Origin of the sequence: Paraburkholderia silviterrae (genome assembly GCF_004353915.1) — a bacterium.
GTDB lineage: Bacteria > Pseudomonadota > Gammaproteobacteria > Burkholderiales > Burkholderiaceae > Paraburkholderia > Paraburkholderia silviterrae.
In genome coordinates, this window is record NZ_SMRP01000003.1 from 571,890 (window position 1) to 591,363 (window position 19,474).

20 protein-coding genes are annotated in these 19,474 nt (G+C 64.6%); 18 read left to right on the forward strand and 2 right to left on the reverse strand.

Translation table 11 applies throughout. From position 1 onward, the window contains the following. Positions 1-6 precede the first annotated feature (6 nt). Positions 7-1,032: a S49 family peptidase gene (locus EYW47_RS10075; RefSeq protein WP_133194695.1), complete on the forward strand. Its 1,026-nt coding sequence runs from the start codon at positions 7-9 to the stop codon at positions 1,030-1,032. 129 nt (positions 1,033-1,161) lie between these two features. Here EYW47_RS10075 and EYW47_RS10080 read toward each other — a convergent pair whose 3' ends face one another. Both EYW47_RS10080 and EYW47_RS10085 read right to left on the reverse strand, forming a co-directional pair. Continuing rightward, positions 1,162-1,884 (reverse strand): SAM-dependent methyltransferase, encoded by a 723-nt coding sequence (locus EYW47_RS10080; RefSeq protein ID WP_133194696.1) that lies wholly within the window; start codon positions 1,882-1,884, stop codon positions 1,162-1,164. Next, a complete protein-coding gene (locus EYW47_RS10085; protein ID WP_133194697.1) occupies positions 1,881-2,528 on the reverse strand; it encodes a Maf-like protein in 648 nt (215 codons plus the stop codon). Before EYW47_RS10085 ends, EYW47_RS10080 begins: the two co-directional genes overlap by 4 nt. Positions 2,529-3,011: 483 nt before the next feature. On the opposite strand from EYW47_RS10085, the gene EYW47_RS10090 reads away from it, so the two are divergent. From EYW47_RS10090 to rnc, 17 genes are all read left to right on the forward strand, one after another. Next, positions 3,012-3,683, forward strand: a complete 672-nt coding sequence (locus EYW47_RS10090; RefSeq protein WP_133194698.1) for a YceD family protein — start codon at positions 3,012-3,014, stop codon at positions 3,681-3,683. Between the two features lie 132 nt (positions 3,684-3,815). Then, positions 3,816-3,995: a 50S ribosomal protein L32 gene (gene rpmF, locus EYW47_RS10095; protein ID WP_018441573.1), complete on the forward strand. Its 180-nt coding sequence runs from the start codon at positions 3,816-3,818 to the stop codon at positions 3,993-3,995. A gap of 147 nt (positions 3,996-4,142) precedes the next feature. Then, positions 4,143-5,288 (forward strand): phosphate acyltransferase PlsX, encoded by a 1,146-nt coding sequence (gene plsX, locus EYW47_RS10100; RefSeq protein WP_133194699.1) that lies wholly within the window; start codon positions 4,143-4,145, stop codon positions 5,286-5,288. Beyond that, entirely contained in the window at positions 5,288-6,277 is a 990-nt protein-coding gene (locus EYW47_RS10105) for a beta-ketoacyl-ACP synthase III (RefSeq protein WP_133194700.1), read from the forward strand. Before plsX ends, EYW47_RS10105 begins: the two co-directional genes overlap by 1 nt. 122 nt (positions 6,278-6,399) lie before the next feature. Continuing rightward, positions 6,400-7,338 (forward strand): ACP S-malonyltransferase, encoded by a 939-nt coding sequence (gene fabD, locus EYW47_RS10110; protein WP_133194701.1) that lies wholly within the window; start codon positions 6,400-6,402, stop codon positions 7,336-7,338. 41 nt (positions 7,339-7,379) lie between these two features. Beyond that, on the forward strand, positions 7,380-8,129 hold the full coding sequence (gene fabG, locus EYW47_RS10115; RefSeq protein ID WP_133194702.1) for a 3-oxoacyl-ACP reductase FabG: 750 nt from the start codon (positions 7,380-7,382) through the stop codon (positions 8,127-8,129). A 168-nt stretch (positions 8,130-8,297) separates the two neighbouring features. Continuing rightward, positions 8,298-8,537 carry an acyl carrier protein gene (acpP, locus tag EYW47_RS10120; RefSeq protein WP_004197638.1) on the forward strand — a complete coding sequence of 80 codons (240 nt, stop codon included), beginning with the start codon at positions 8,298-8,300 and terminating at the stop codon, positions 8,535-8,537. Between the two features lie 196 nt (positions 8,538-8,733). Further along, positions 8,734-9,975, forward strand: coding sequence for a beta-ketoacyl-ACP synthase II (fabF, locus tag EYW47_RS10125; protein WP_133194703.1), 1,242 nt, complete (start codon positions 8,734-8,736; stop codon positions 9,973-9,975). Positions 9,976-10,004: 29 nt separating this feature from the next. After that, positions 10,005-10,508 (forward strand): protein YgfX, encoded by a 504-nt coding sequence (locus tag EYW47_RS10130; RefSeq protein ID WP_240763623.1) that lies wholly within the window; start codon positions 10,005-10,007, stop codon positions 10,506-10,508. A gap of 229 nt (positions 10,509-10,737) precedes the next feature. Then, entirely contained in the window at positions 10,738-11,337 is a 600-nt protein-coding gene (gene rpoE / locus EYW47_RS10135; protein WP_028215987.1) for an RNA polymerase sigma factor RpoE, read from the forward strand. A gap of 88 nt (positions 11,338-11,425) precedes the next feature. Next, the gene (locus EYW47_RS10140) at positions 11,426-12,079 is read left to right on the forward strand and encodes a sigma-E factor negative regulatory protein (RefSeq protein ID WP_133194704.1); all 654 of its coding nucleotides are present in this window, start codon (positions 11,426-11,428) and stop codon (positions 12,077-12,079) included. Between the two features lie 5 nt (positions 12,080-12,084). Then, positions 12,085-13,155, forward strand: coding sequence for a MucB/RseB C-terminal domain-containing protein (locus EYW47_RS10145; protein ID WP_133194705.1), 1,071 nt, complete (start codon positions 12,085-12,087; stop codon positions 13,153-13,155). 25 nt (positions 13,156-13,180) lie between these two features. Then, complete coding sequence (locus EYW47_RS10150; protein WP_133194706.1) at positions 13,181-14,716, forward strand: DegQ family serine endoprotease; 1,536 nt, start codon at positions 13,181-13,183, stop codon at positions 14,714-14,716. Positions 14,717-14,721: 5 nt separating this feature from the next. Then, a complete protein-coding gene (locus EYW47_RS10155; protein ID WP_133194707.1) occupies positions 14,722-15,024 on the forward strand; it encodes a glutaredoxin family protein in 303 nt (100 codons plus the stop codon). Between the two features lie 206 nt (positions 15,025-15,230). After that, positions 15,231-17,024, forward strand: a complete 1,794-nt coding sequence (gene lepA, locus EYW47_RS10160) for a translation elongation factor 4 (RefSeq protein WP_133194708.1) — start codon at positions 15,231-15,233, stop codon at positions 17,022-17,024. Positions 17,025-17,045: 21 nt separating this feature from the next. After that, positions 17,046-17,939, forward strand: coding sequence for a signal peptidase I (gene lepB, locus EYW47_RS10165; protein WP_133194709.1), 894 nt, complete (start codon positions 17,046-17,048; stop codon positions 17,937-17,939). Between the two features lie 242 nt (positions 17,940-18,181). Continuing rightward, positions 18,182-19,459, forward strand: a complete 1,278-nt coding sequence (gene rnc, locus EYW47_RS10170; RefSeq protein WP_133194710.1) for a ribonuclease III — start codon at positions 18,182-18,184, stop codon at positions 19,457-19,459. The last annotated feature ends 15 nt before the right edge of the window (positions 19,460-19,474 follow it).

Genomic DNA, 19,474 nt, shown 5'->3' on the forward strand with positions numbered 1-19,474 from the left:
CCACGCATGTCCGACAATCTGACCCCTGATCCCAACGAGCCGGCACGTCGCGCGCCCGCCGGGAAGTCCGGCAGCGCCAATGGCGCCGACGGCGGCAAGCCCGGCTGGGAGCGCGAGGCGCTCGAGCGCATTGCGCTAGCCGCGATCAACGAGCAGCGCGCGGCGCGGCGCTGGAAGATCTTCTTCCGCTTTGCGTTTCTCGCAGTGCTGCTGCTGATCGCGTGGAGTCTCATCGACCTTTCCGGCGCGCGCGTGGACAGTGGCGGCCGCCACACGGCGCTCGTCACGCTCAACGGCGAGATTTCGTCGGATACGCAAGCCAACGCCGAGGACATCAACAGCGCGCTCGACAGCGCCTTCGACGACGACGGCACCGCTGGCGTGATCCTGCACATCGACAGCCCCGGCGGCTCGCCGGTGCAAGCGGGCATCATCAACGACGAGATCCACCGGCTGCGCAAGAAGTACCCGGCCATTCCGCTTTATGTGGTGGTGGGCGACATGTGCGCCTCGGGCGGCTATTACGTCGCCGCCGCGGCCGACAAGATCTATGTCAACAAGGCCAGCATCGTCGGCTCGATCGGCGTGCTGATGGACGGCTTCGGCTTCACGGGCCTGATGGACAAGCTCGGCGTCCAGCGCCGCCTGCGCACCTCGGGCGAGAACAAGGGCTTCTACGACCCGTTCTCGCCGGATACGCCGAAGATGGACGCGCATGCGCAGGAGATGCTCGACCAGATCCACCAGCAGTTCATCGACGCCGTGAAGGCGGGCCGCGGCCAGCGCCTGAAGGACTCGCCGGACGTCTTCTCGGGCCTCTTCTGGACCGGCCAGAAGAGCGTCGAGCTCGGCCTCGCTGACGGTTTCGGCGACAACGACTATGTGGCGCGCGAGGTCATCAAGGCACCGGACATCGTCGACTACACGGTCAAGCAGGGCATCACCGACCGCGTGGCGAAGCGCTTTGGGGCGAGCATCGGCTCGGCAGCCGTGCATTCGCTGATCTCGGGCGGGAAGGTCTCAGTGCGTTGATCCGCCGCGCGCAGGGTCATGCCGACGTAAAAACGGCCGCTGTCTGATCCACGGCGGCCGTTGTGTTTTGAGCGGGCGTGCACTCGATCTAGTGCCGATGCGTCGATGCGTCGATGCGCCGATACGCGCTCAGTTCGCCAGCAACAGGAAGATCGCGGGCCGCTTTTGCAACTCGGGCGCCGGCTTCTTCTTCCATTCGGACACGGCGCGGCTCACGATCGTCTCGGTGGCCAGCGTGAGGTCGGCGGCCACGCACACGAGCGTGGAAGGTGCGCAGGTCGCGAGCAGCGCGTCGAGCAGTTGGCGGTTGCGATAGGGCGTTTCGATGAAGATCTGCGTCTGCTTCGCCTTGCGAGAGGTCTGTTCCAGCTCGCGCAGCTTCTTCGTGCGCTCGTTCGCGTCGACAGGCAGGTAGCCGTGGAATGCGAAGCTCTGGCCGTTCAGGCCCGAGGCCATCAGCGCGAGCAGGATCGAGCTCGGCCCGACGAGCGGCACGACCTTGATGCCGCGCTCGTGCGCGCGTCGCACCAGCAGGGCGCCCGGATCGGCCACGGCGGGCACGCCGGCTTCGGAGACGAGCCCTGTGTCGATGCCGGCCAGCAGCGGCGCGAGCAGCCTGTCGATCTCGCCCGCGGGCGTGTTGACATTGAGTTCGCGAATCTCGATCTCCTGGATCGGCCGCGTGGTGCCGACGCGCTTCAGGAACGCGCGCGTGGTCTTGGCGTTTTCGCCGATATAGCTCGCCAGTGTGCCCGCGCGCTCGCGCACGGGCGCGGGCAGAACGGCGGCGAGCGCGGCGTCGTCGCCTTCGCCGAGCGTATTCGGGATCAGGTAGAGCGTGCCCGTGGTCATGGCTGAGCCTCCTGCGGCGCCAGTAGCGGATAGCCGGCGGCAAGCAGCATGCGCGTGAGCGCGATGAGCGGCAGGCCGATCAGTGCGGTGGGGTCGTCGGATTCGATCGCTTCGAGCAGCGCGATGCCAAGCCCCTCCGATTTCGCGCTGCCCGCGCAGTCGTAGGGCTGCTCGGCGCGCAGATAGGCGTCGAGTGCGGCGTCGGGCAGGTCGCGAAAGCGGACTTTGGTCACGACATCGACGGTATCCGTTTGGCCAGTAGCGGTGTCGAGCAGACTGAGCGCACTATGGAACAACACTTCGCGCCCGCGCATGGCGCGCAGCTGATCGAGCGCGCGCTCGTGCGTGCCCGGTTTGCCGATCTGGTGGCCGTCGAAGGTCGCCACCTGGTCGGAGCCGATCACGAGCGCGCGCCCGGTGCCGACCGGCAGGGCGGCGGCCACGGCACGGGCCTTGACCTCGGCGAGACGCAGCGCCGTGGCTTCGGGCGTTTCGCCGGGCTGCGGCGTTTCGTCGATGGCTGGCACGGCGGTGTCGAAAGGAATGCGCAGGCGCTCGAGCAGCTCGCGGCGGTAGCGCGAACTGGAGGCGAGAATCAGCGCGGGGCGGCCCGTCTGTGGGGCCGTTGCAGCGGTTTCCTGCATGATGGTCGGATCGTGAGAATGGGTCGTAGGGCGGCGACTGGCGGGCAAGGCATTCGGCAATCACTGTCGCAAAAGGCGTGGTTAAAAACGGGGGCGGATTTCATTGCGGCCCGTCCGACCTGCCGATGATTTTGCCGACGCATTTGCCGACGCATTTGCCGAAATACTCAAGCCGCACAGAGGCTTGTGAGCGTGAGCTTAAGTGTTTGACTCGCAAAGATAAAGGCGCTATGATTTTGGGCTTTTCATCGGTACGCTCACTTCGCGCGTCTTGAGCAAGCGCTGGTCAATGCCCTTGGCCAATGTTTGAAACGTGCATTAAAGAGAGCGGCAATCCGTAGCTCGGCGTGCCTGAGCGTACCGGAGCCGATTGAAGCAGGTGCTGCAAGCGGGTAGATCAAGAATGCAGCTCGGCAGCATGGTCCGGCTTTTTACAATGCCTGCCATGGTCTGCAGGCCGTACTTCTGGAGCAGGAGAGCGCAATGACCGAACATCCTGGCAAGCCTGCCGGCGCCGCGTTGGAAAAGGGCGCGCAGGACAAGAGCGCACTCAATCCGCGCGACGTCGATATCTTCGAATTCGCGCGTAGCGGCCGCAGTGCCTCGGGCACGGTGCGTCTCTCGCAGTTGCCGCGCATGCTAAACGAAGTCCCGGCCGAGGCGCCAGACCGCGACACCGCGTTCACGTGGCAGGCCGAGGGCTTCAAGCAACAGGAATTGCAGGACGACGGCACCGAGGGGCCGCAGCCGTATCTGCGGCTCGCGATTCACGGTGGCGCATGGCTTACGTGTCAGCGGTGCGTCGCTCCTTACGAGCAGGCGTTCCACGCGGACACCGTCTTCCGCATCGTCCAGACGGAAGAAGAGGCGGACGAGTTTCCGCTCGACGACGATGAATTCGATGTGATTGTGGGCTCGCGCCATTTCGATCTCGTCGACTTGATCGAAGAGGAGTTGTTGCTCTCGCTGCCGCTCGTGCCGAAGCACGAAGTTTGTCCGGAAATTCACGAAAGCCTTGCCTCGGGTGCCGACGGCGCGGAAGGCGTGGATTCCGTGGACGACGTGCCGGAGCAGGAAATCGAGCCGGAAGAGCGCGTCAACCCGTTTGCGGCGCTCGAATCGCTCAAGAAGGACGGTCCCGGCAGCAAGCACTGAGTGTTTACTGAGTGGCTGCAGGTGGCGTGCAGTATCAATTCGTGGGCCCAGTCCCGGAGTCCGGCTACCCCCTAAGGGTGGCGGCGGCCGGATCGGGCTGTGTTAGAATTTGGAAAATTTTCAGGAGTTATCATGGCAGTTCAACAAAACAAGAAGTCGCCGTCGAAGCGCGGTATGCACCGCTCGCACGATTTCCTCACGGGCGCGCCGCTGGCTGTCGAGCCGAGCACGGGTGAAGTGCATCTGCGTCACCACATCAGCCCGAACGGCTACTACCGCGGCAAGAAAGTCGTCAAGACCAAGAACGACTAATCGTTCCAGCGTGCGGCGCGGCAACCCGAAAACGGGTTTCCAGGCAGCGCCGCACATGGCGATTCTGTTCGCTTGACAATTTTTCGGCTCGGCAAAAAAGGCGGCATTCATCTGCCGCTTTTTTGTGCCTGAAATCCGTCGCATTCCATGACTGTTACGCTCACGATAGATTGCATGGGAGGCGACCACGGTCCGTCCGTAACGGTGCCTGCCGCAGTCAATTTCGTCCGCTCGCATCCCGACGCGCGACTGCAACTGGTGGGCATCGAGACGGCGATCCGCGCCCAGCTCAAGAAGCTGAAGGCGCTGGACCTCCCCGCACTTTCAGTCGTTCCCGCCACCGAGGTCGTCGAAATGGACGATCCGGTCGAAGTCGCCCTTCGCAAGAAGAAAGACTCGTCGATGCGCGTCGCGCTCAATCGCGTGAAAGAGGGCGAGGCGCAGGCTTGCGTCTCGGCCGGCAACACCGGCGCGCTCATGGCCGTCTCGCGATACGTGCTCAAGACGCTGCCCGGCATCGAGAGGCCGGCCATCGCGTTCGCGCTGCCCAACGCGCGTGGCTACACGACGATGCTCGACCTCGGCGCGAACGTCGACTGCGAACCTCAGCACCTGCTGCAATTCGCCGAGATGGGCCACGCCCTTGTTGCCGCGCTCGAGGGCAAGGAGCGCCCGACCATCGGGCTCCTGAATATCGGCGAAGAAGTCATCAAGGGCAACGAGATCATCAAGCGCGCGGGCGAATTGCTGCGCGCGAGCACGCTGAACTTCCGCGGCAACGTGGAAGGCAATGACATTTACAAGGGCACCGTCGACGTCATCGTCTGCGACGGTTTCGTTGGGAATGTCGCGCTGAAAACGTCGGAGGGCCTCGCGCAGATGCTCAATGACATGATCAAGGAAGAGTTCGGCCGCTCGTGGCTCACGAAGCTCATGGCGATCACCGCGCTGCCGGTGCTCATGCGTTTCAAAAAGCGCGTCGATCACCGCCAGTACAACGGCGCCGCGCTGCTCGGCCTGAAGAGCCTCGTCTTCAAGAGCCATGGCTCTGCCGACGCCTATGCGTTTGAGTGGGCGATCAAACGCGGGTATGATGCCGTCAAAAATGGTGTGCTGGAGCGTCTCGCGCGCGCCATGGAAGAAAACGCCAGTTCACTCGAACAGGCGGCCGGCGGCCAGAACAGTACCGCCGCAAGGGCTCCCGAGGAGCCGTCCGCGGGTCCATCCGCGAGCTCACCCGGTCAGACGGCGGGCGGTCTGCCGCCCGGCGCCGCATCATCCTCGAAGGCATAATGGCTCAATCGACTCTCTATTCCCGCGTGCTCGGCACGGGCAGTTTTCTTCCGCCTGAGCGCGTCACCAATCAGGATCTGGCCGAGCGGCTTGCCGCGCAAGGCGTCGAGACGAGCGACGAGTGGATCGTCGCCCGCACGGGCATTCACGCGCGCCACTTCGCGGCCCCCGACGTCACGACCAGCGATCTCTCGCTCGCGGCTTCGCAGCGCGCGATCGCCGCTGCCGACGTCGACCCGCAATCGATCGATCTCATCATTGTCGCCACTTCCACGCCCGATTTCGTGTTTCCGAGCACTGCCTGCTTGCTGCAGAATAAGCTCGGCATCCGCAATCACGGCGCGGCGTTCGACGTGCAGGCCGTGTGCTCGGGTTTCGCTTACGCCGTTTCGGTCGCCGACAGCCTGATTCGCAGCGGCCAGCACAAGACGGCGCTCGTGGTGGGCGCGGAAACCTTCTCGCGCATTCTCGACTTCAAGGACCGCACGACCTGCGTGCTGTTCGGCGACGGCGCGGGCGCGATCGTGATGCAGGCTTCCGACGAACCGGGCGTGCTCTCGAGCGCGCTGCACGCCGACGGCAGCTACGCGCACATTCTCTGTACGCCGGGCAACGTGAACGGCGGCGTGATCGCCGGTAACGCGTTCCTGCATATGGACGGCCAGGCCGTGTTCAAGCTCGCCGTGAACGTGCTCGAGAAGGTCGCGATCGAGGCGCTCGAAAAGGCGCAGCTCACCGCCGACCAGATCGACTGGCTGATCCCGCACCAGGCCAACATCCGCATCATGCAGGGCACCTGCCGCAAGCTCGGCCTGCCTGCCGAGCGCATGGTGGTCACCGTGGGCGAGCACGGCAATACCTCGGCGGCTTCGATTCCGCTCGCATTCGACGTCGCAGTGCGCGACGGCCGCATCAAGCGCGGCCAGAACGTGCTGATCGAAGGCGTCGGCGGCGGCTTTACCTGGGGCGCCTCCGTCATCCGCTTCTGACCCGACCCTGGAATGGGCTTTTGCGCTCCCGCATTGAGTGGACGCGCGTGCGACGCGCGCGGCCCGAAAGCGGTAAATCGGAGCGCATCGCCCATCTGTTTTGATCGAATATTGGGGACGTTATGAAATTCGCGTTCGTTTTTCCCGGACAAGGCTCGCAAGCCGTCGGCATGCTCGACGCCTTTGGCGATAACGCCATCGTGCGCGAGACGCTCAAGGAAGCGTCCGATGCGCTCAACCAGGACCTCGGCAAGTTGATCGCCGAAGGCCCCGCCGACGAGCTCAATCTCACCACCAACACCCAGCCGGTCATGCTCACCGCCGCCTGCGCCGTCTATCGCGCGTGGCAAGCGGCGGGCGGCCCGGCCCCGGCAATCGTCGCGGGCCATAGCCTCGGCGAATACACGGCGCTCGTTGCCGCAGGCGTGCTCGCGTTCCGCGACGCCGTGCCGCTCGTGCGCTTCCGCGCGCAGGCGATGCAAAGTGCGGTGCCGGTGGGCGAGGGCGGCATGGCCGCCGTGCTTGGCCTCGACGACGACACTGTGCGCGCCGTCTGTACCGAAGCGGCTGCCGCGAGCGGCGGCGTGGTCGAAGCGGTGAACTTCAACGCGCCGGCGCAGGTCGTGATCGCGGGCCATAAGGGCGCGGTCGAGAAGGCCTGCGAGATCGCCAAGGGCAAGGGCGCCAAGCGCGCGCTGCCGCTGCCGGTTTCCGCGCCGTTCCACTCGTCGCTGCTCAAGCCCGCATCGGACCAGCTGCGCGAGTATCTCGCGAGCGTCACGCTCAACGCACCGCAGATCCCGGTCGTGAACAATGTCGACGTGGCCTTCGAAACCGATCCCGCAAAGATCCGCGACGCGCTCGTGCGTCAGGCCGCGGGCCCGGTGCGCTGGGTCGAGTGCGTGAAGGCGATTGCCGCTCAGGGCGCGACGCACGTGATCGAATGCGGTCCCGGCAAGGTGCTTGCGGGCCTCACCAAGCGTATCGACGGCAACCTGGCCGGCGCCTCGGTGGCCGATCCGAAGTCGCTCGAGGAAGCGCTCGCGCTTCTCAAAGCCTAAGCCGCAGCATCGAAAAGCATCAAACGCAACGGATTCGAACGATGGAAAAGACTCTCGACAATCAAGCCGCGATCGTCACCGGCGCATCGCGCGGCATCGGCCGGGCGATCGCGCTCGAACTGGCGCGCCAGGGCGCGACGGTGATCGGCACGGCAACGAGCGAAGCCGGCGCGCAGGCCATCACCGCGGCTTTCGAAGCAGCCGGTGTGAAGGGCCGCGGCGCGGTCCTCAACGTCAACGACGCGGCTGCGGCCGAAGCGCTCATCGACGCGACGGTCAAGGAGTTCGGCGGCCTCGCGATCCTCGTCAACAATGCGGGCATCACGCAGGACAACCTGGCGATGCGCATGAAGGACGACGAGTGGGACGCCGTGATCGACACCAACCTGAAGTCGGTGTTCCGCCTCTCGCGCGCCGTGCTGCGTCCGATGATGAAGGCGCGCAGCGGCCGCATCATCAACATTACCTCGGTGGTCGGCTCGTCGGGCAACCCGGGCCAGGCCAACTACGCGGCGGCCAAGGCCGGCGTCGCGGGCATGACGCGCGCGCTCGCGCGCGAGATCGGCAGCCGCGGCATCACCGTGAACTGCGTGGCGCCGGGCTTCATCGACACCGACATGACCAAGGATCTGCCCGCCGAGCAGCAGACGGCGCTCAAGCAGCAGATCCCGCTGGGACGCCTTGGCAGCCCGGAAGACATCGCTCACGCGGTCGTCTTTCTCGCCTCGCCGCAGGCAGGCTATATCACGGGCACTACGTTGCACGTGAATGGCGGGATGTATATGTCTTAACCGGATTCAGGTACTATCCGCGCCTTGATGCGCCTGTGTGAATAACCTCGCCAGGCGCTCTCGCGAATAGCCGTTCCGGAACCGCGAGCGCCGCTTTTCTGCCAGGTCAAACCTGATAAAATGCGCGCACTCGCATTTATGAGCTAACTTTTTTCCCTTGGAGGGGTAATGGACAACATCGAACAGCGCGTCAAGAAGATCGTCGCCGAGCAACTGGGCGTCGCCGAAGCTGAAATCAAGAACGAAGCTTCGTTCGTGAACGATCTGGGCGCAGACTCGCTCGACACCGTGGAACTGGTGATGGCCCTCGAAGACGAATTCGGCATGGAAATCCCGGACGAGGAAGCCGAGAAGATCACGACGGTTCAGCAAGCGATCGACTACGCTCGCGCGAACGTCAAGGCCTAAGCGCCAACTTCCTGCCCGGGCCGGCGCGCGCACGCAAGTTGCACGCTAGCGGCCCGCGAGGACGCTTGCCCGTGAAACCGCGAACGCCCCGCACCTGCTGCGGGACATCTGCCGGTCAACTAGCCACAGGGCTCACAGGAGCATTTCCTGTGGCCTCTGTGGCTTTTGTTTTGTCATCTATGGAAAAGGGGTTACCGTGAGCCGCCGTCGAGTTGTTGTTACAGGCCTGGGGCTGATTTCGCCTGTTGGCAATAATGTTGCCGACGGGTGGGCCAATCTGGTCGCCGGGAAGTCCGGCATCGCCAACATCACGAAGTTCGACGCTACGAACTTCTCGACCCGCTTTGCCGGTGAAGTGAAAGGTTTCAACGTCGAAGATTACATGCCGGCGAAAGAAGCGCGTCACATGGATACGTTCATCCATTACGGCATTGCTGCGGGTATCCAGGCGATGCAGGACAGCGGCTTCGAGATCACCGAAGAGAATGCCGAGCGCGTGGGTGTCGTGGTGGGCTCGGGCATCGGTGGCCTGCCGATGATCGAAGTCACGCAGACCGAGTTGCTCAACCGCGGTCCGCGCCGTATTTCGCCGTTCTTCGTGCCGGCCTCGATCATCAACATGATCTCCGGCCACCTGTCGATCAAGTACGGCATCAAGGGCCCGAATCTCTCGATGGTCACGGCCTGCACGACCGGCCTGCACTGCATCGGCGAGGCCTCGCGCCTGATCGAGTACGGCGACGCCGACGTGATGATCGCGGGCGGCGCGGAATCGACCGTCTCGCCGCTCGGCATCGGCGGCTTCGCGGCGGCGCGCGCGCTCTCGCAGCGCAACGACGACCCGGCGACGGCGAGCCGCCCGTGGGACAAGGACCGCGACGGCTTCGTGCTGGGTGAGGGCGCCGGCGTGATGGTCCTCGAAGAGTACGAGCACGCGAAGAAGCGCGGTGCGAAGATCTACGCGGAAGTCACGGGCTACGGCATGAGCGGCGATGCGTATCACATGACCGCACCGCTCGAAGACGGCGACGGCGCGCGCCGCTGCATGCAGTACGCGATGCGCAACGCGGGCGTGAACCCGACCGAAGTGGACTGGGTCAACGCGCACGGCACGTCGACGCCGCTCGGCGATATCGCGGAAACCACTGCGATCAAGCGCGCGTTCGGCGACCACGCGAAGGACATCGTCGTGAACTCCACCAAGTCGATGACCGGCCACCTGCTGGGCGGCGCGGGCGGCCTGGAATCGGTGTTCACGGTGCTCGCCGTGCACAACCAGGTGTCGCCGCCGACGATCAACATCTTCAACCAGGATCCGGCATGCGACCTGGACTACTGCGCGAACACCGCGCGGGACATGAAGATCGACGTCGCGCTGAAGAACTCGTTCGGCTTCGGCGGCACGAACGGCACGCTGGTTTTCAAGCGTCACGCTTGAGCCACCGTTAAGCGGCATGTGAGCCGAACGTGATCGCCACGCGCGACACAGCGGCCGCGCCGGCGCAGTTGCACTCGCCGGCCGGCCGCAACACCCTTTCCGACGCGCGGCGCATCCATGTGCCGCGCGTTGCCCTGCGCCCGTCACGGGCGCTGCAGGCGCTGCTTCTCGCGGGCGTCCTGATTGCCGCTGCTGCATTTTTTACGACGCTCTCTCCCTGGCTTGGCGTATGGCGCGCATTGCCGCCGACGCTCGCGCTGGGCGCGGCCGGGCTGCTCGCTTTCCAGGCATGGCGCCGTGCGCAGCCCGCTTTCATCGAAATCGGGACCGATCGCTTCGCCGCCATTGCGCGCACCGGTGCGAGCCTCGTCGATGGGCGTCTCGCCGGCGCTGCGCAGTGGGGTGCCGCTTTGCTCGTGCTCGTGGTGGAAGCGGGCGGGCGCCGCAAGACGTTGCTCGTGGCCGCCGATTCCCTCGACGCCGAGACGTTCCGCATTCTCGCCGTGAGCGCCCGCAGCGCTTCCGGCCGTTAAGCGCCATTGCGCCGAGGTGCCTGCGCGGCGCTTCGCGAACCCGCATTTCCCCCCATTGCCGGCATCGCCCGCATTGTCTTTCGCCTCGCCGTCCCCATCTAATGACGTCCTGCGCCTGCCAGAGCGCTGTAACGACTGTAACGGCTGTTACGCGCGTAACGTGGCACCGTGGCGGTAACGCTACAATGGTGCCCCCGCGTCCACTTCCATGAGCTAACGGATTTTTCAGGTGAGCGAAAAAGAAATCGACCAGGTGCTGGTCGAACGCGTGCAAAAAGGCGACAAGGCCGCGTTCGAGCTGCTGGTCTCCAAGTACCACCGCAAGATCATCCGCCTGATCTCGCGCCTCGTGCGGGATCCCGCGGAGGTCGAGGACGTGGCCCAGGATGCCTTCATCAAGGCGTATCGGGCATTGCCGCAGTTTCGTGGCGAATCCGCTTTCTATACGTGGTTGTACCGAATTGCCGTCAATACGGCGAAGAACTACCTTGCGACCCAGGGAAGACGCGCCCCTACATCTACCGAAGCAGATGCTGAAGAAGCTGAAACTTTCTCGGACGCCGATCAACTAAGGGATATCAACACGCCAGAGTCGATGTTGATGAGCAAGCAGATCGCAGAGACGGTCAATGCTGCGATGGCGGTTTTACCGGAAGAGTTGCGCACCGCCATTACTCTTCGTGAAATTGAGGGTTTGAGCTACGAGGAAATTGCCGAAATGATGGGTTGCCCGATCGGCACCGTCAGATCGAGAATTTTCCGCGCTCGCGAAGCCATTGCGGCAAAATTGCGTCCGCTGCTGGACACACCGGAAGGCAAGCGCTGGTAACACGCCAGCCTCGCGCCGGGCACGGACGCAATTCACCAGGATGTGGGTGTGTGTCACTACGGGGCTCTGTAAGGAAATGGGGAGCATCATGGGGTCGGTTTCGATGCAATCGGTGTCAAGCTCGCGCGGCGAGCAACTGTCCGCCTTCGTCGACGGCGAAATGGCCGGCGATGAACAGCATCTGAACGCTATTTTTTCTGGGCTCGCACAAGAAGGCCGCATGGCCTGGTCGAGCTATCACCTGATCGGCGACGTGCTGCGCTCCGACGACCTGGCGATGAGCCCGGCCGCGAGCCAGTCGTTCATGGCGGGCTTCGCAGCACGCTTCGAGGCCGAGCCGCACGTGCTGGCGCCAGCGGCGTTGCCCGCCGCGTCGGGCCAGGCCGCCGCGCATAACGGCCGCGTCTCGCGCATCCTTGCGTTGCGCCGCCGCGTCGTGCCGTCACTGGCCGTGGCCGCCGCTGCCGCCACGCTCACGTGGATCGTCATGCCGCAGATGCGCGGCGTCGGCATGGCCGGCGCGCCGCAGATCGCATCGGTGCAGTCCGCCGGCGACCACGTCCAGCGTGTGGCCATGAATACGGCACCGGTGCAGACGGCTGCCGTGCAAGACGGCAACATCATCCGCGACGCGCGGCTGGACGAGTATCTCGAGGCGCACCAGCAGTTCGCGCAGCAACCGGTCATGTCGGATTCGATGCCGTTCATCCGCTCCGCCGCCCTTACCACGCAAGGCCAATAAGTCTGATGCAGATAGCGCGGTTGAATAAAACGACATTCTGGGGGCGGCTGCCGGCACTTCTGTGCTGTGCGGCCGTAATGTTCACCGCTCTGTCTGCCGCCACGCACGCACACGCGCAAGGCGCGTCGGCCGCCGACCCGGCCACGCGCCAGAGCGCCGCGCAGTGGCTCGACCGCATTCAGCAAGCCGCACAGCAACTGAACTACACGGGCACCTTCGTCTATCAGCGCGGGGCGTTCGTGCAGTCCTCGCGCATCACGCACTACGCCACGAAGAACGACGGCGAATACGAGCAGCTCGAAAGCCTCGATGGCAAGCCGCGCAAGATGCTGCGCCATAACGACGATCTCTACACGTTCGTGCCCGAGCGCAAGCTGTGCGTCGTCGAAAAGCGCCAGAACAAGGAAGCTTTCCCGGCGCTGCTTTCCACGAGCGGCGAACAGGTGCTCGCCGTCTACGATCCCAAGATGCTCGGCAACGACCGCGTGGCCGGCATCGACAGCCAGGTGATCGAACTCGATCCGAAGGACGCCTACCGCTTCGCCTACAAGCTGTGGGCCGACGCGAAGACGGGTCTGTTGCTGCGTGCGCAGACGCTCGACCCATCGAATGGCCAGGTGCTCCAGCAGCTCTCCTTCACGCAGGTGAGCATCGGCGTGCCGGTGGACAAGGCGCCGATCGCCGCCGCTATACGTAACATCGGCAACACCGCCGGCTGGACGGTCGTGCGTCCGCCGTTGCAACCGGTCGACATGGAGGCCCAGGGCTGGACCTTCGCGCAGACCGTGCCGGGCTTTCGCAAGATCCGCGAACTGCGCCGCCCGATGGCCGCGCGTGACGCCAACGATCCGCCCATTCCCGTCGATCAGGCCGTGTTCTCCGATGGACTGTCGGCCATCTCCGTCTTTGTCGAGCCAGTCGAGCACAATAGCCGCAAGGAAGGCTCGGGTAGCAGCGGCGCGACCCACGTGCTCGTGAAGCGCAGTGGGGATTACTGGATCACCTTGCTCGGCGAGGTGCCCCAGACCACGTTGCAGCAATTCGCGTCTGCCATAGAATACAAGGCTCCCAAGTAACTTCTACGCTACGGCCGATTTCGATATGACGATCCTCCCGCTGCGCAAATTCTTCGCGGCCGCGGTGGTGGCGGCGTGCCTGCCGTTCGCCCCGCACACGGCATCGGCGGCGCCTGCCGCCAATCTGCCAGACTTCACCGATCTCGTGGACAAGGTTGGGCCCTCGGTCGTCAACATTCGCACCACCACGCGCGTGACGCTCTCGCAGCGCGGGCTGCCGCCGGGGATGGACAATGGCGACATGTCGGAATTTTTCCGCCGCTTCTTTGGCATCCCCTTGCCGCAGGGACCTCAGGGACCACAAGGCGGCGACCAGTCGCCGCGCGGCGGTCAAGGCGGTGGTCAGGGCGGCAGTCAAGGCGGAGGACAGGACTCCGGGCCGGACAGCGGCAACGACACCGAACAGAGCAGTGGCGTGGGTTCGGGTTTCATCATGACGAGCGACGGCTACGTGATGACCAACGCACACGTGGTCGACGACGCGGACAGCATTTACGTCACGCTCACCGACAAGCGCGAGTTCAAGGCCAAGCTGATCGGCGTGGACGACCGCACCGACGTGGCAGTCGTGAAGATCCAGGCCAACAACCTGCCGGCCATCACGATCGGGGACTCGAACAAGGTGCGCGTGGGCGAGTGGGTCGTGGCGATCGGCTCGCCGTTCGGGCTCGAGAACACCGTGACCGCCGGCATCGTGAGCGCGAAGGGCCGCGACACGGGCGACTATCTGCCGTTCATCCAGACCGACGTGGCCGTGAATCCCGGCAACTCGGGCGGCCCGCTCATCAACATGCAGGGCGAGGTGATCGGCATCAACTCGCAGATCTATAGCCGTACCGGCGGCTTCATGGGCATCTCGTTCGCGATTCCGATCGACGAGGCGATGCGCGTGGCCGATCAACTGAAAGCCACGGGCAAGGTCACGCGCGGTCGTATTGCCGTGGCTATCGGCGAGGTGACCAAGGATGTGGCCGATTCGCTCGGTCTGCCGAAGGCGCAGGGCGCGCTGGTGTCGAGCGTCGAGCCGGGCGGCCCGGCCGACAAGGCGGGCATCCAGCCCGGCGACATCATCCAGAAGTTCAACGGCCAGACGGTCGACGCGGCCACCGACCTGCCGCGCATGGTGGGCGACACCAAACCGGGCACCAAAGCGACCGTCACGATCTGGCGCAAGGGCTCGACACGCGATCTGCCGATCACGATTGCCGAGATGCAGTCGGACAAGAGCGCGAAGGCCGACCAGAAGAAGGCGCCGGAGCCCAAGCCGCGCCCGTCGAATGCACTGGGCCTTTCGGTGACGGACCTTTCCGCTGACCAGCTGAGCCAGCTCAAGATCAAGGGCGGCGTGATGGTGGATTCGGTGGACGGCCCGGCCGCGCGCGCCGGTTTGCAGAAGGGCGACATCATCCTGCGCGTGGGCGACACCGACATCACCAGTGCGAAGCAGTTCCAGGATGTCGCGTCGCGCCTGGACCCGCAGAAGATGGTGGCGATCCTCGTGCGCCGGGGCGAAAACACGCAGTTCGTGCCGCTGCGCCCGCGCAATTCGGGGCAGAAGTAAGCACGATGAGCGCCCCTGCGCGGACATCGAGCGCCACTGAACCGCGCGCGGGCGCGCATCTCATCCTTTACGGCCGCGCGTGGTGCCATCTATGCGAGGACATGCGCGCGGCGCTTGCGCCGCTGGCCGCGGCGGCGGGGGCGAACATCGAGGTGATCGATGTCGATTCCGACCCCGCGCTGCAGGCGCGCTACGATGAGCTCGTGCCGGTGCTGGCCTGCGATGGCGTCGAGCTGTGCCATTACCGGCTCGACGAGGCGCGCGTGCGCGCGGCGCTGGGCTTGAGCGCCGCAGCGCCGGGTGCGTAGAGCGTGCTGCCGCCTCCGTCGCGCAATGCGTGAAACGCCCACCCGGCATCCCGTGCGAGGCGGCCTCGCGGCATGCACATCCGTTACATCACAGGACGGTTCGCCCGTGGGACCCCTTTTCAGCTAAAATACTGCGGTTTTTCATCTATTTACGAGGCGTGCCCAGCAAGTGTTGGGGCGCGCCTTTTTCGCTTGATCGGTACTGAATGGATCATATTCGTAACTTCTCGATCATTGCGCACATCGACCATGGCAAGTCGACGCTCGCCGATCGCATCATCCAGTTGTGTGGCGGCCTGTCCGACCGTGAAATGGAATCGCAGGTGCTCGACTCGATGGATCTCGAGCGCGAGCGCGGCATCACGATCAAGGCGCAGACCGCTGCGCTCTCGTACAAGGCGCGTGACGGCCAGGTCTATAACCTGAACCTGATCGACACGCCGGGGCACGTCGACTTCTCGTACGAAGTGAGCCGCTCGCTCTCCGCGTGCGAGGGCGCGCTGCTCGTGGTGGACGCAAGCCAGGGCGTCGAGGCGCAGACGGTGGCCAACTGCTACACCGCGATCGAGCTTGGCGTCGAAGTCGTGCCGGTGCTCAACAAGATCGACCTGCCCGCGGCGAACCCCGAAAACGCCATCGCCGAGATCGAGGACGTGATCGGCATCGACGCCACCGACGCGACGCTCTGCAGCGCGAAGACCGGCCTCGGCGTGGAAGACGTGCTCGAGGCGCTCATCGCCAAGGTGCCGCCGCCCAAGGGCGATACGCAAGCGCCGCTGCAGGCGCTCATCATCGACTCGTGGTTCGACAACTACGTGGGTGTGGTGATGCTCGTGCGTATCGTCAACGGCACGTTGCGTCCGAAGGACAAGATCAAGCTGATGGCCACCGGCGCGCAGTACCCGGTCGAGCACGTGGGCGTGTTCTCGCCGAAGTCGCGCAACCTCGACCAGCTCTCGGCGGGGCAGGTGGGCTTCATCATCGCGGGCATCAAGGAGCTCGCCGCCACCAAGGTGGGCGACACCGTCACGCACGTGACCAAGCCGGCGCCGGAACCCCTGCCGGGCTTCAAGGAAGTGAAGCCACAGGTGTTCGCGGGCCTTTATCCGGTCGAGGCGAACCAGTACGACGCGCTGCGCGAATCGCTTGAAAAGCTCAAGCTCAACGATGCTTCGCTCCAGTACGAGCCCGAAGTCTCGCAGGCGCTCGGCTTCGGTTTCCGCTGCGGCTTCCTCGGTCTTCTGCACATGGAGATCGTGCAGGAGCGTCTCGAGCGCGAGTTCGACATGGATCTCATCACCACGGCGCCCACCGTGGTGTACGAAGTCGTGCAGGCCGACGGCACCCTGATCAAGGTCGAGAACCCGGCGAAGATGCCGGAGCCCTCGAAGATTGCCGAGATCCGCGAGCCGATCGTGACCGTGAACCTGTACATGCCGCAGGACTATGTGGGTTCGGTCATCACGCTCTGTACGCAGAAGCGTGGCAACCAGATCAACATGCAGTACCACGGCCGCCAGGTGCAGCTCACCTACGAAATCCCGATGGCGGAAATCGTGCTCGACTTCTTCGATCGCCTGAAGTCGGTCTCGCGCGGTTACGCGTCGATGGACTACGAGTTCAAGGAATACCGCAGTTCGGACGTCGTGAAGGTCGACATGCTGATCAACGGCGACAAAGTCGATGCGCTGTCCGTCATCGTGCACCGCACGCAATCGCTATACCGCGGCCGCGAAGTGGCGGCGAAGATGCGAGAGATCATTCCGCGCCAGATGTACGACGTGGCGATCCAGGCGGCCATTGGCGCGCACATCATCGCACGCGAGAACATCAAGGCGCTGCGCAAGAACGTGCTGGCCAAGTGCTATGGCGGTGACATCTCGCGTAAGAAGAAGCTTCTCGAGAAGCAGAAGGAAGGCAAGAAGCGGATGAAGCAGGTTGGCTCTGTCGAAATTCCGCAAGAAGCATTCCTCGCGATTCTCCGTGTCGAAGACAAATAAGCCAGAACAACGGACCTCTACATGAATTTTGCGCTGATTCTTTTTGTGCTCGTCGTTTTGACGGGTATCGCGTGGGTTGCAGACAAGCTGGTTTTCATGCCGCGCCGGCGCCTCGCCGCCGATGCGGCCGTCGCCGAGTTCGACCGGCAGCAGGCGCGCGTGGGTGAGCGCTTCGCCGATGAGAACGCGCCCGTGACGCGTCAGAACCTGCGCAACGAAAAGCTGCGCCAGCCGTGGTGGCTCGAATATACGGCGAGCTTTTTTCCCGTCATCCTGATCGTGTTCCTCGTGCGCTCGTTCGTGGTGGAGCCGTTCAAGATTCCGTCGGGCTCGATGGTGCCCACGCTCCTCGTGGGCGACTTCATCCTCGTGAACAAGTTCGACTACGGTCTGCGCCTGCCGATCACGAACACGAAGGTCACCCAGGGCCGTCCGCTCGAGCGCGGCGATGTGGTGGTGTTCCGCTATCCGAAGGACGAGTCGGTCGACTACATCAAGCGCGTGATCGGCCTGCCGGGCGACGTGGTTGCGTATCAGGACAAGCAGCTCACGATCAACGGCAAGCCGGTGCCCGAGGCGCCGCAAGCCGATTACTTCGACGAAGAGCGCATCGGCTACGCGAAGCAGTTCACCGAAGACCTCGGCGACCGCAAGAACAACATCCTCAACAACCCTGCGGTGCCGCCGTTCATCGTGGGCGCCGAAGATTATCCGTATCGCGACAACTGCCAGTACAACGCACGCGGCGTGATCTGCAAGGTGCCGCCGGGCCATTACTTCATGATGGGCGACAACCGCGACAACAGCGCGGACAGCCGCTATTGGGGCTTCGTGCCCGACGCCAACATCGTCGGCCGCGCGTTCTTCATCTGGATGAACTTCAGCAATCTGAAGCGCATCGGTCCGTTCGAGTAAGGCGGGTTCGATGTACGCGCGATTCGTGCGAGAGGTCTGTGCGCGAATCGCATGCGATGCATCGCGAAGATGCCACGCGAGGCATCGCACAAAGCATGCGTATGCATGCGTGTCCATGTGTGTAATTCGCAGCGCATCTTCGCACGCTACTTGAAGAACCACCGGTAACGTCGCTTCATCACGGTTTTTCGCCCGCCGCCCCGCGTTTTCGCCGGGGGCGGCGGGCGCGTTATACTCTCCCCATGCCCCTATCTCCGTTGGAAAGCCGTTTGCGCTACGAATTTCGCAATGCGGAATTGTTGCGCCAGGCTTTGACCCACCGCAGTCACAGTGCCACGCATAACGAACGCCTCGAATTCCTCGGTGATTCGGTTCTGAATTGCGCGGTGGCGGCCCTATTGTTCCAACGTTTTGGCAAGCTGGACGAAGGCGATCTCTCGCGCGTGCGCGCGAATCTGGTCAAGCAGCAGTCCCTCTACGAGATTGCTCAGGCCCTCAATATCGCCGACGGCCTGCGGCTCGGTGAAGGCGAGTTGCGCAGCGGCGGCTTTCGCCGCCCTTCGATCCTCGCGGACGCGCTCGAAGCCATCTTCGGCGCGATCTTCCTCGACGGCGGCTTCGACGCCGCCCAGACGGTCATCAAGCGCCTCTACATACCGATCCTCGACCACATCGATCCGCGCACGCTCGGCAAGGATTCCAAGACGCTGCTGCAGGAGTACTTGCAGGGGCACAAGATCGCGCTGCCGACCTATACCGTCGTCGCCACGCATGGTGCGGCGCACAATCAGCAGTTCGAGGTCGAATGCACGGTGCCCAAGCTCGACGTGAAGGTGTCGGGTTCGGGGGCGAGCCGCCGCGCGGCAGAGCAGGCCGCCGCGAAGAAGGCGCTCGACGAGGTGATGGCCGCCGCGCCCGCGCTGGTCGCCAAGCCGCGCCGCTCGAAGGGCGCACGCGCGCCCAAGATCGAGCCCGAGGTTGTGCCCGGCGTGACGGGCGTGCAGGGCGCGCTCGATCTGCGCACCCCGGAGCGCCGTGCGCGCGGCGAGCGCCCGGCTGCCGGTGCACACCATAGCGTTGCGGCAGGCGACGAGGCGGGCGAGCGCATCGCCGCCGCCGTCCTGGCGGCGCCGCTCGCGGTGATCCGCGCGGCGCACGTGCAGGAGCGTGGCGTGGAGAAGGGCGGCGAAAAAGCCCCGGAAAAACCCACCGAAAAAGCCGAGCGCGCCGCCGCGGACAAGCACGCCGAAAAGCCTGCCGATAAATTCGACTCCGTGCCGTCCGCCGGGTCGATCGCGCCGCGTTCGGCGCGCGGCCGCGATCCACAGAACGGCGGACAGCACGGTACGGCCAGTAATGGCACAAGCAGCACAAGCGGCACGACCGGCGCAGGCGCAGGCGCAGGCGACGACGCGTCGCCGGGCGCGCTGTCCAGCAGCGCATCGTCCGGCTCCTCCGCGGGCGCCAGCGCCGAAGCGGACGTAGCGGTCCCCGTGCGCGCCGCGGATGCCGGCCACTGATTCAACCCGTGCGCG

Coding starts and splice junctions, on each gene's coding strand:
- EYW47_RS10155 (WP_133194707.1), top strand. CDS start 14,722: ATGAGCGCCCCTGCGCGGACATCGAGCGCCACTGAACCGCGCGCGGGC.
- rnc (WP_133194710.1), top strand. CDS start 18,182: ATGCCCCTATCTCCGTTGGAAAGCCGTTTGCGCTACGAATTTCGCAAT.
- EYW47_RS10140 (WP_133194704.1), top strand. CDS start 11,426: ATGGGGTCGGTTTCGATGCAATCGGTGTCAAGCTCGCGCGGCGAGCAA.
- rpmF (WP_018441573.1), top strand. CDS start 3,816: ATGGCAGTTCAACAAAACAAGAAGTCGCCGTCGAAGCGCGGTATGCAC.
- EYW47_RS10080 (WP_133194696.1), bottom strand. CDS start 1,884: ATGACCACGGGCACGCTCTACCTGATCCCGAATACGCTCGGCGAAGGC.
- EYW47_RS10085 (WP_133194697.1), bottom strand. CDS start 2,528: ATGCAGGAAACCGCTGCAACGGCCCCACAGACGGGCCGCCCCGCGCTG.
- EYW47_RS10105 (WP_133194700.1), top strand. CDS start 5,288: ATGGCTCAATCGACTCTCTATTCCCGCGTGCTCGGCACGGGCAGTTTT.
- acpP (WP_004197638.1), top strand. CDS start 8,298: ATGGACAACATCGAACAGCGCGTCAAGAAGATCGTCGCCGAGCAACTG.
- EYW47_RS10090 (WP_133194698.1), top strand. CDS start 3,012: ATGACCGAACATCCTGGCAAGCCTGCCGGCGCCGCGTTGGAAAAGGGC.
- EYW47_RS10075 (WP_133194695.1), top strand. CDS start 7: ATGTCCGACAATCTGACCCCTGATCCCAACGAGCCGGCACGTCGCGCG.
- lepA (WP_133194708.1), top strand. CDS start 15,231: ATGGATCATATTCGTAACTTCTCGATCATTGCGCACATCGACCATGGC.
- fabG (WP_133194702.1), top strand. CDS start 7,380: ATGGAAAAGACTCTCGACAATCAAGCCGCGATCGTCACCGGCGCATCG.
- EYW47_RS10150 (WP_133194706.1), top strand. CDS start 13,181: ATGACGATCCTCCCGCTGCGCAAATTCTTCGCGGCCGCGGTGGTGGCG.
- plsX (WP_133194699.1), top strand. CDS start 4,143: ATGACTGTTACGCTCACGATAGATTGCATGGGAGGCGACCACGGTCCG.
- EYW47_RS10145 (WP_133194705.1), top strand. CDS start 12,085: ATGCAGATAGCGCGGTTGAATAAAACGACATTCTGGGGGCGGCTGCCG.
- fabD (WP_133194701.1), top strand. CDS start 6,400: ATGAAATTCGCGTTCGTTTTTCCCGGACAAGGCTCGCAAGCCGTCGGC.
- lepB (WP_133194709.1), top strand. CDS start 17,046: ATGAATTTTGCGCTGATTCTTTTTGTGCTCGTCGTTTTGACGGGTATC.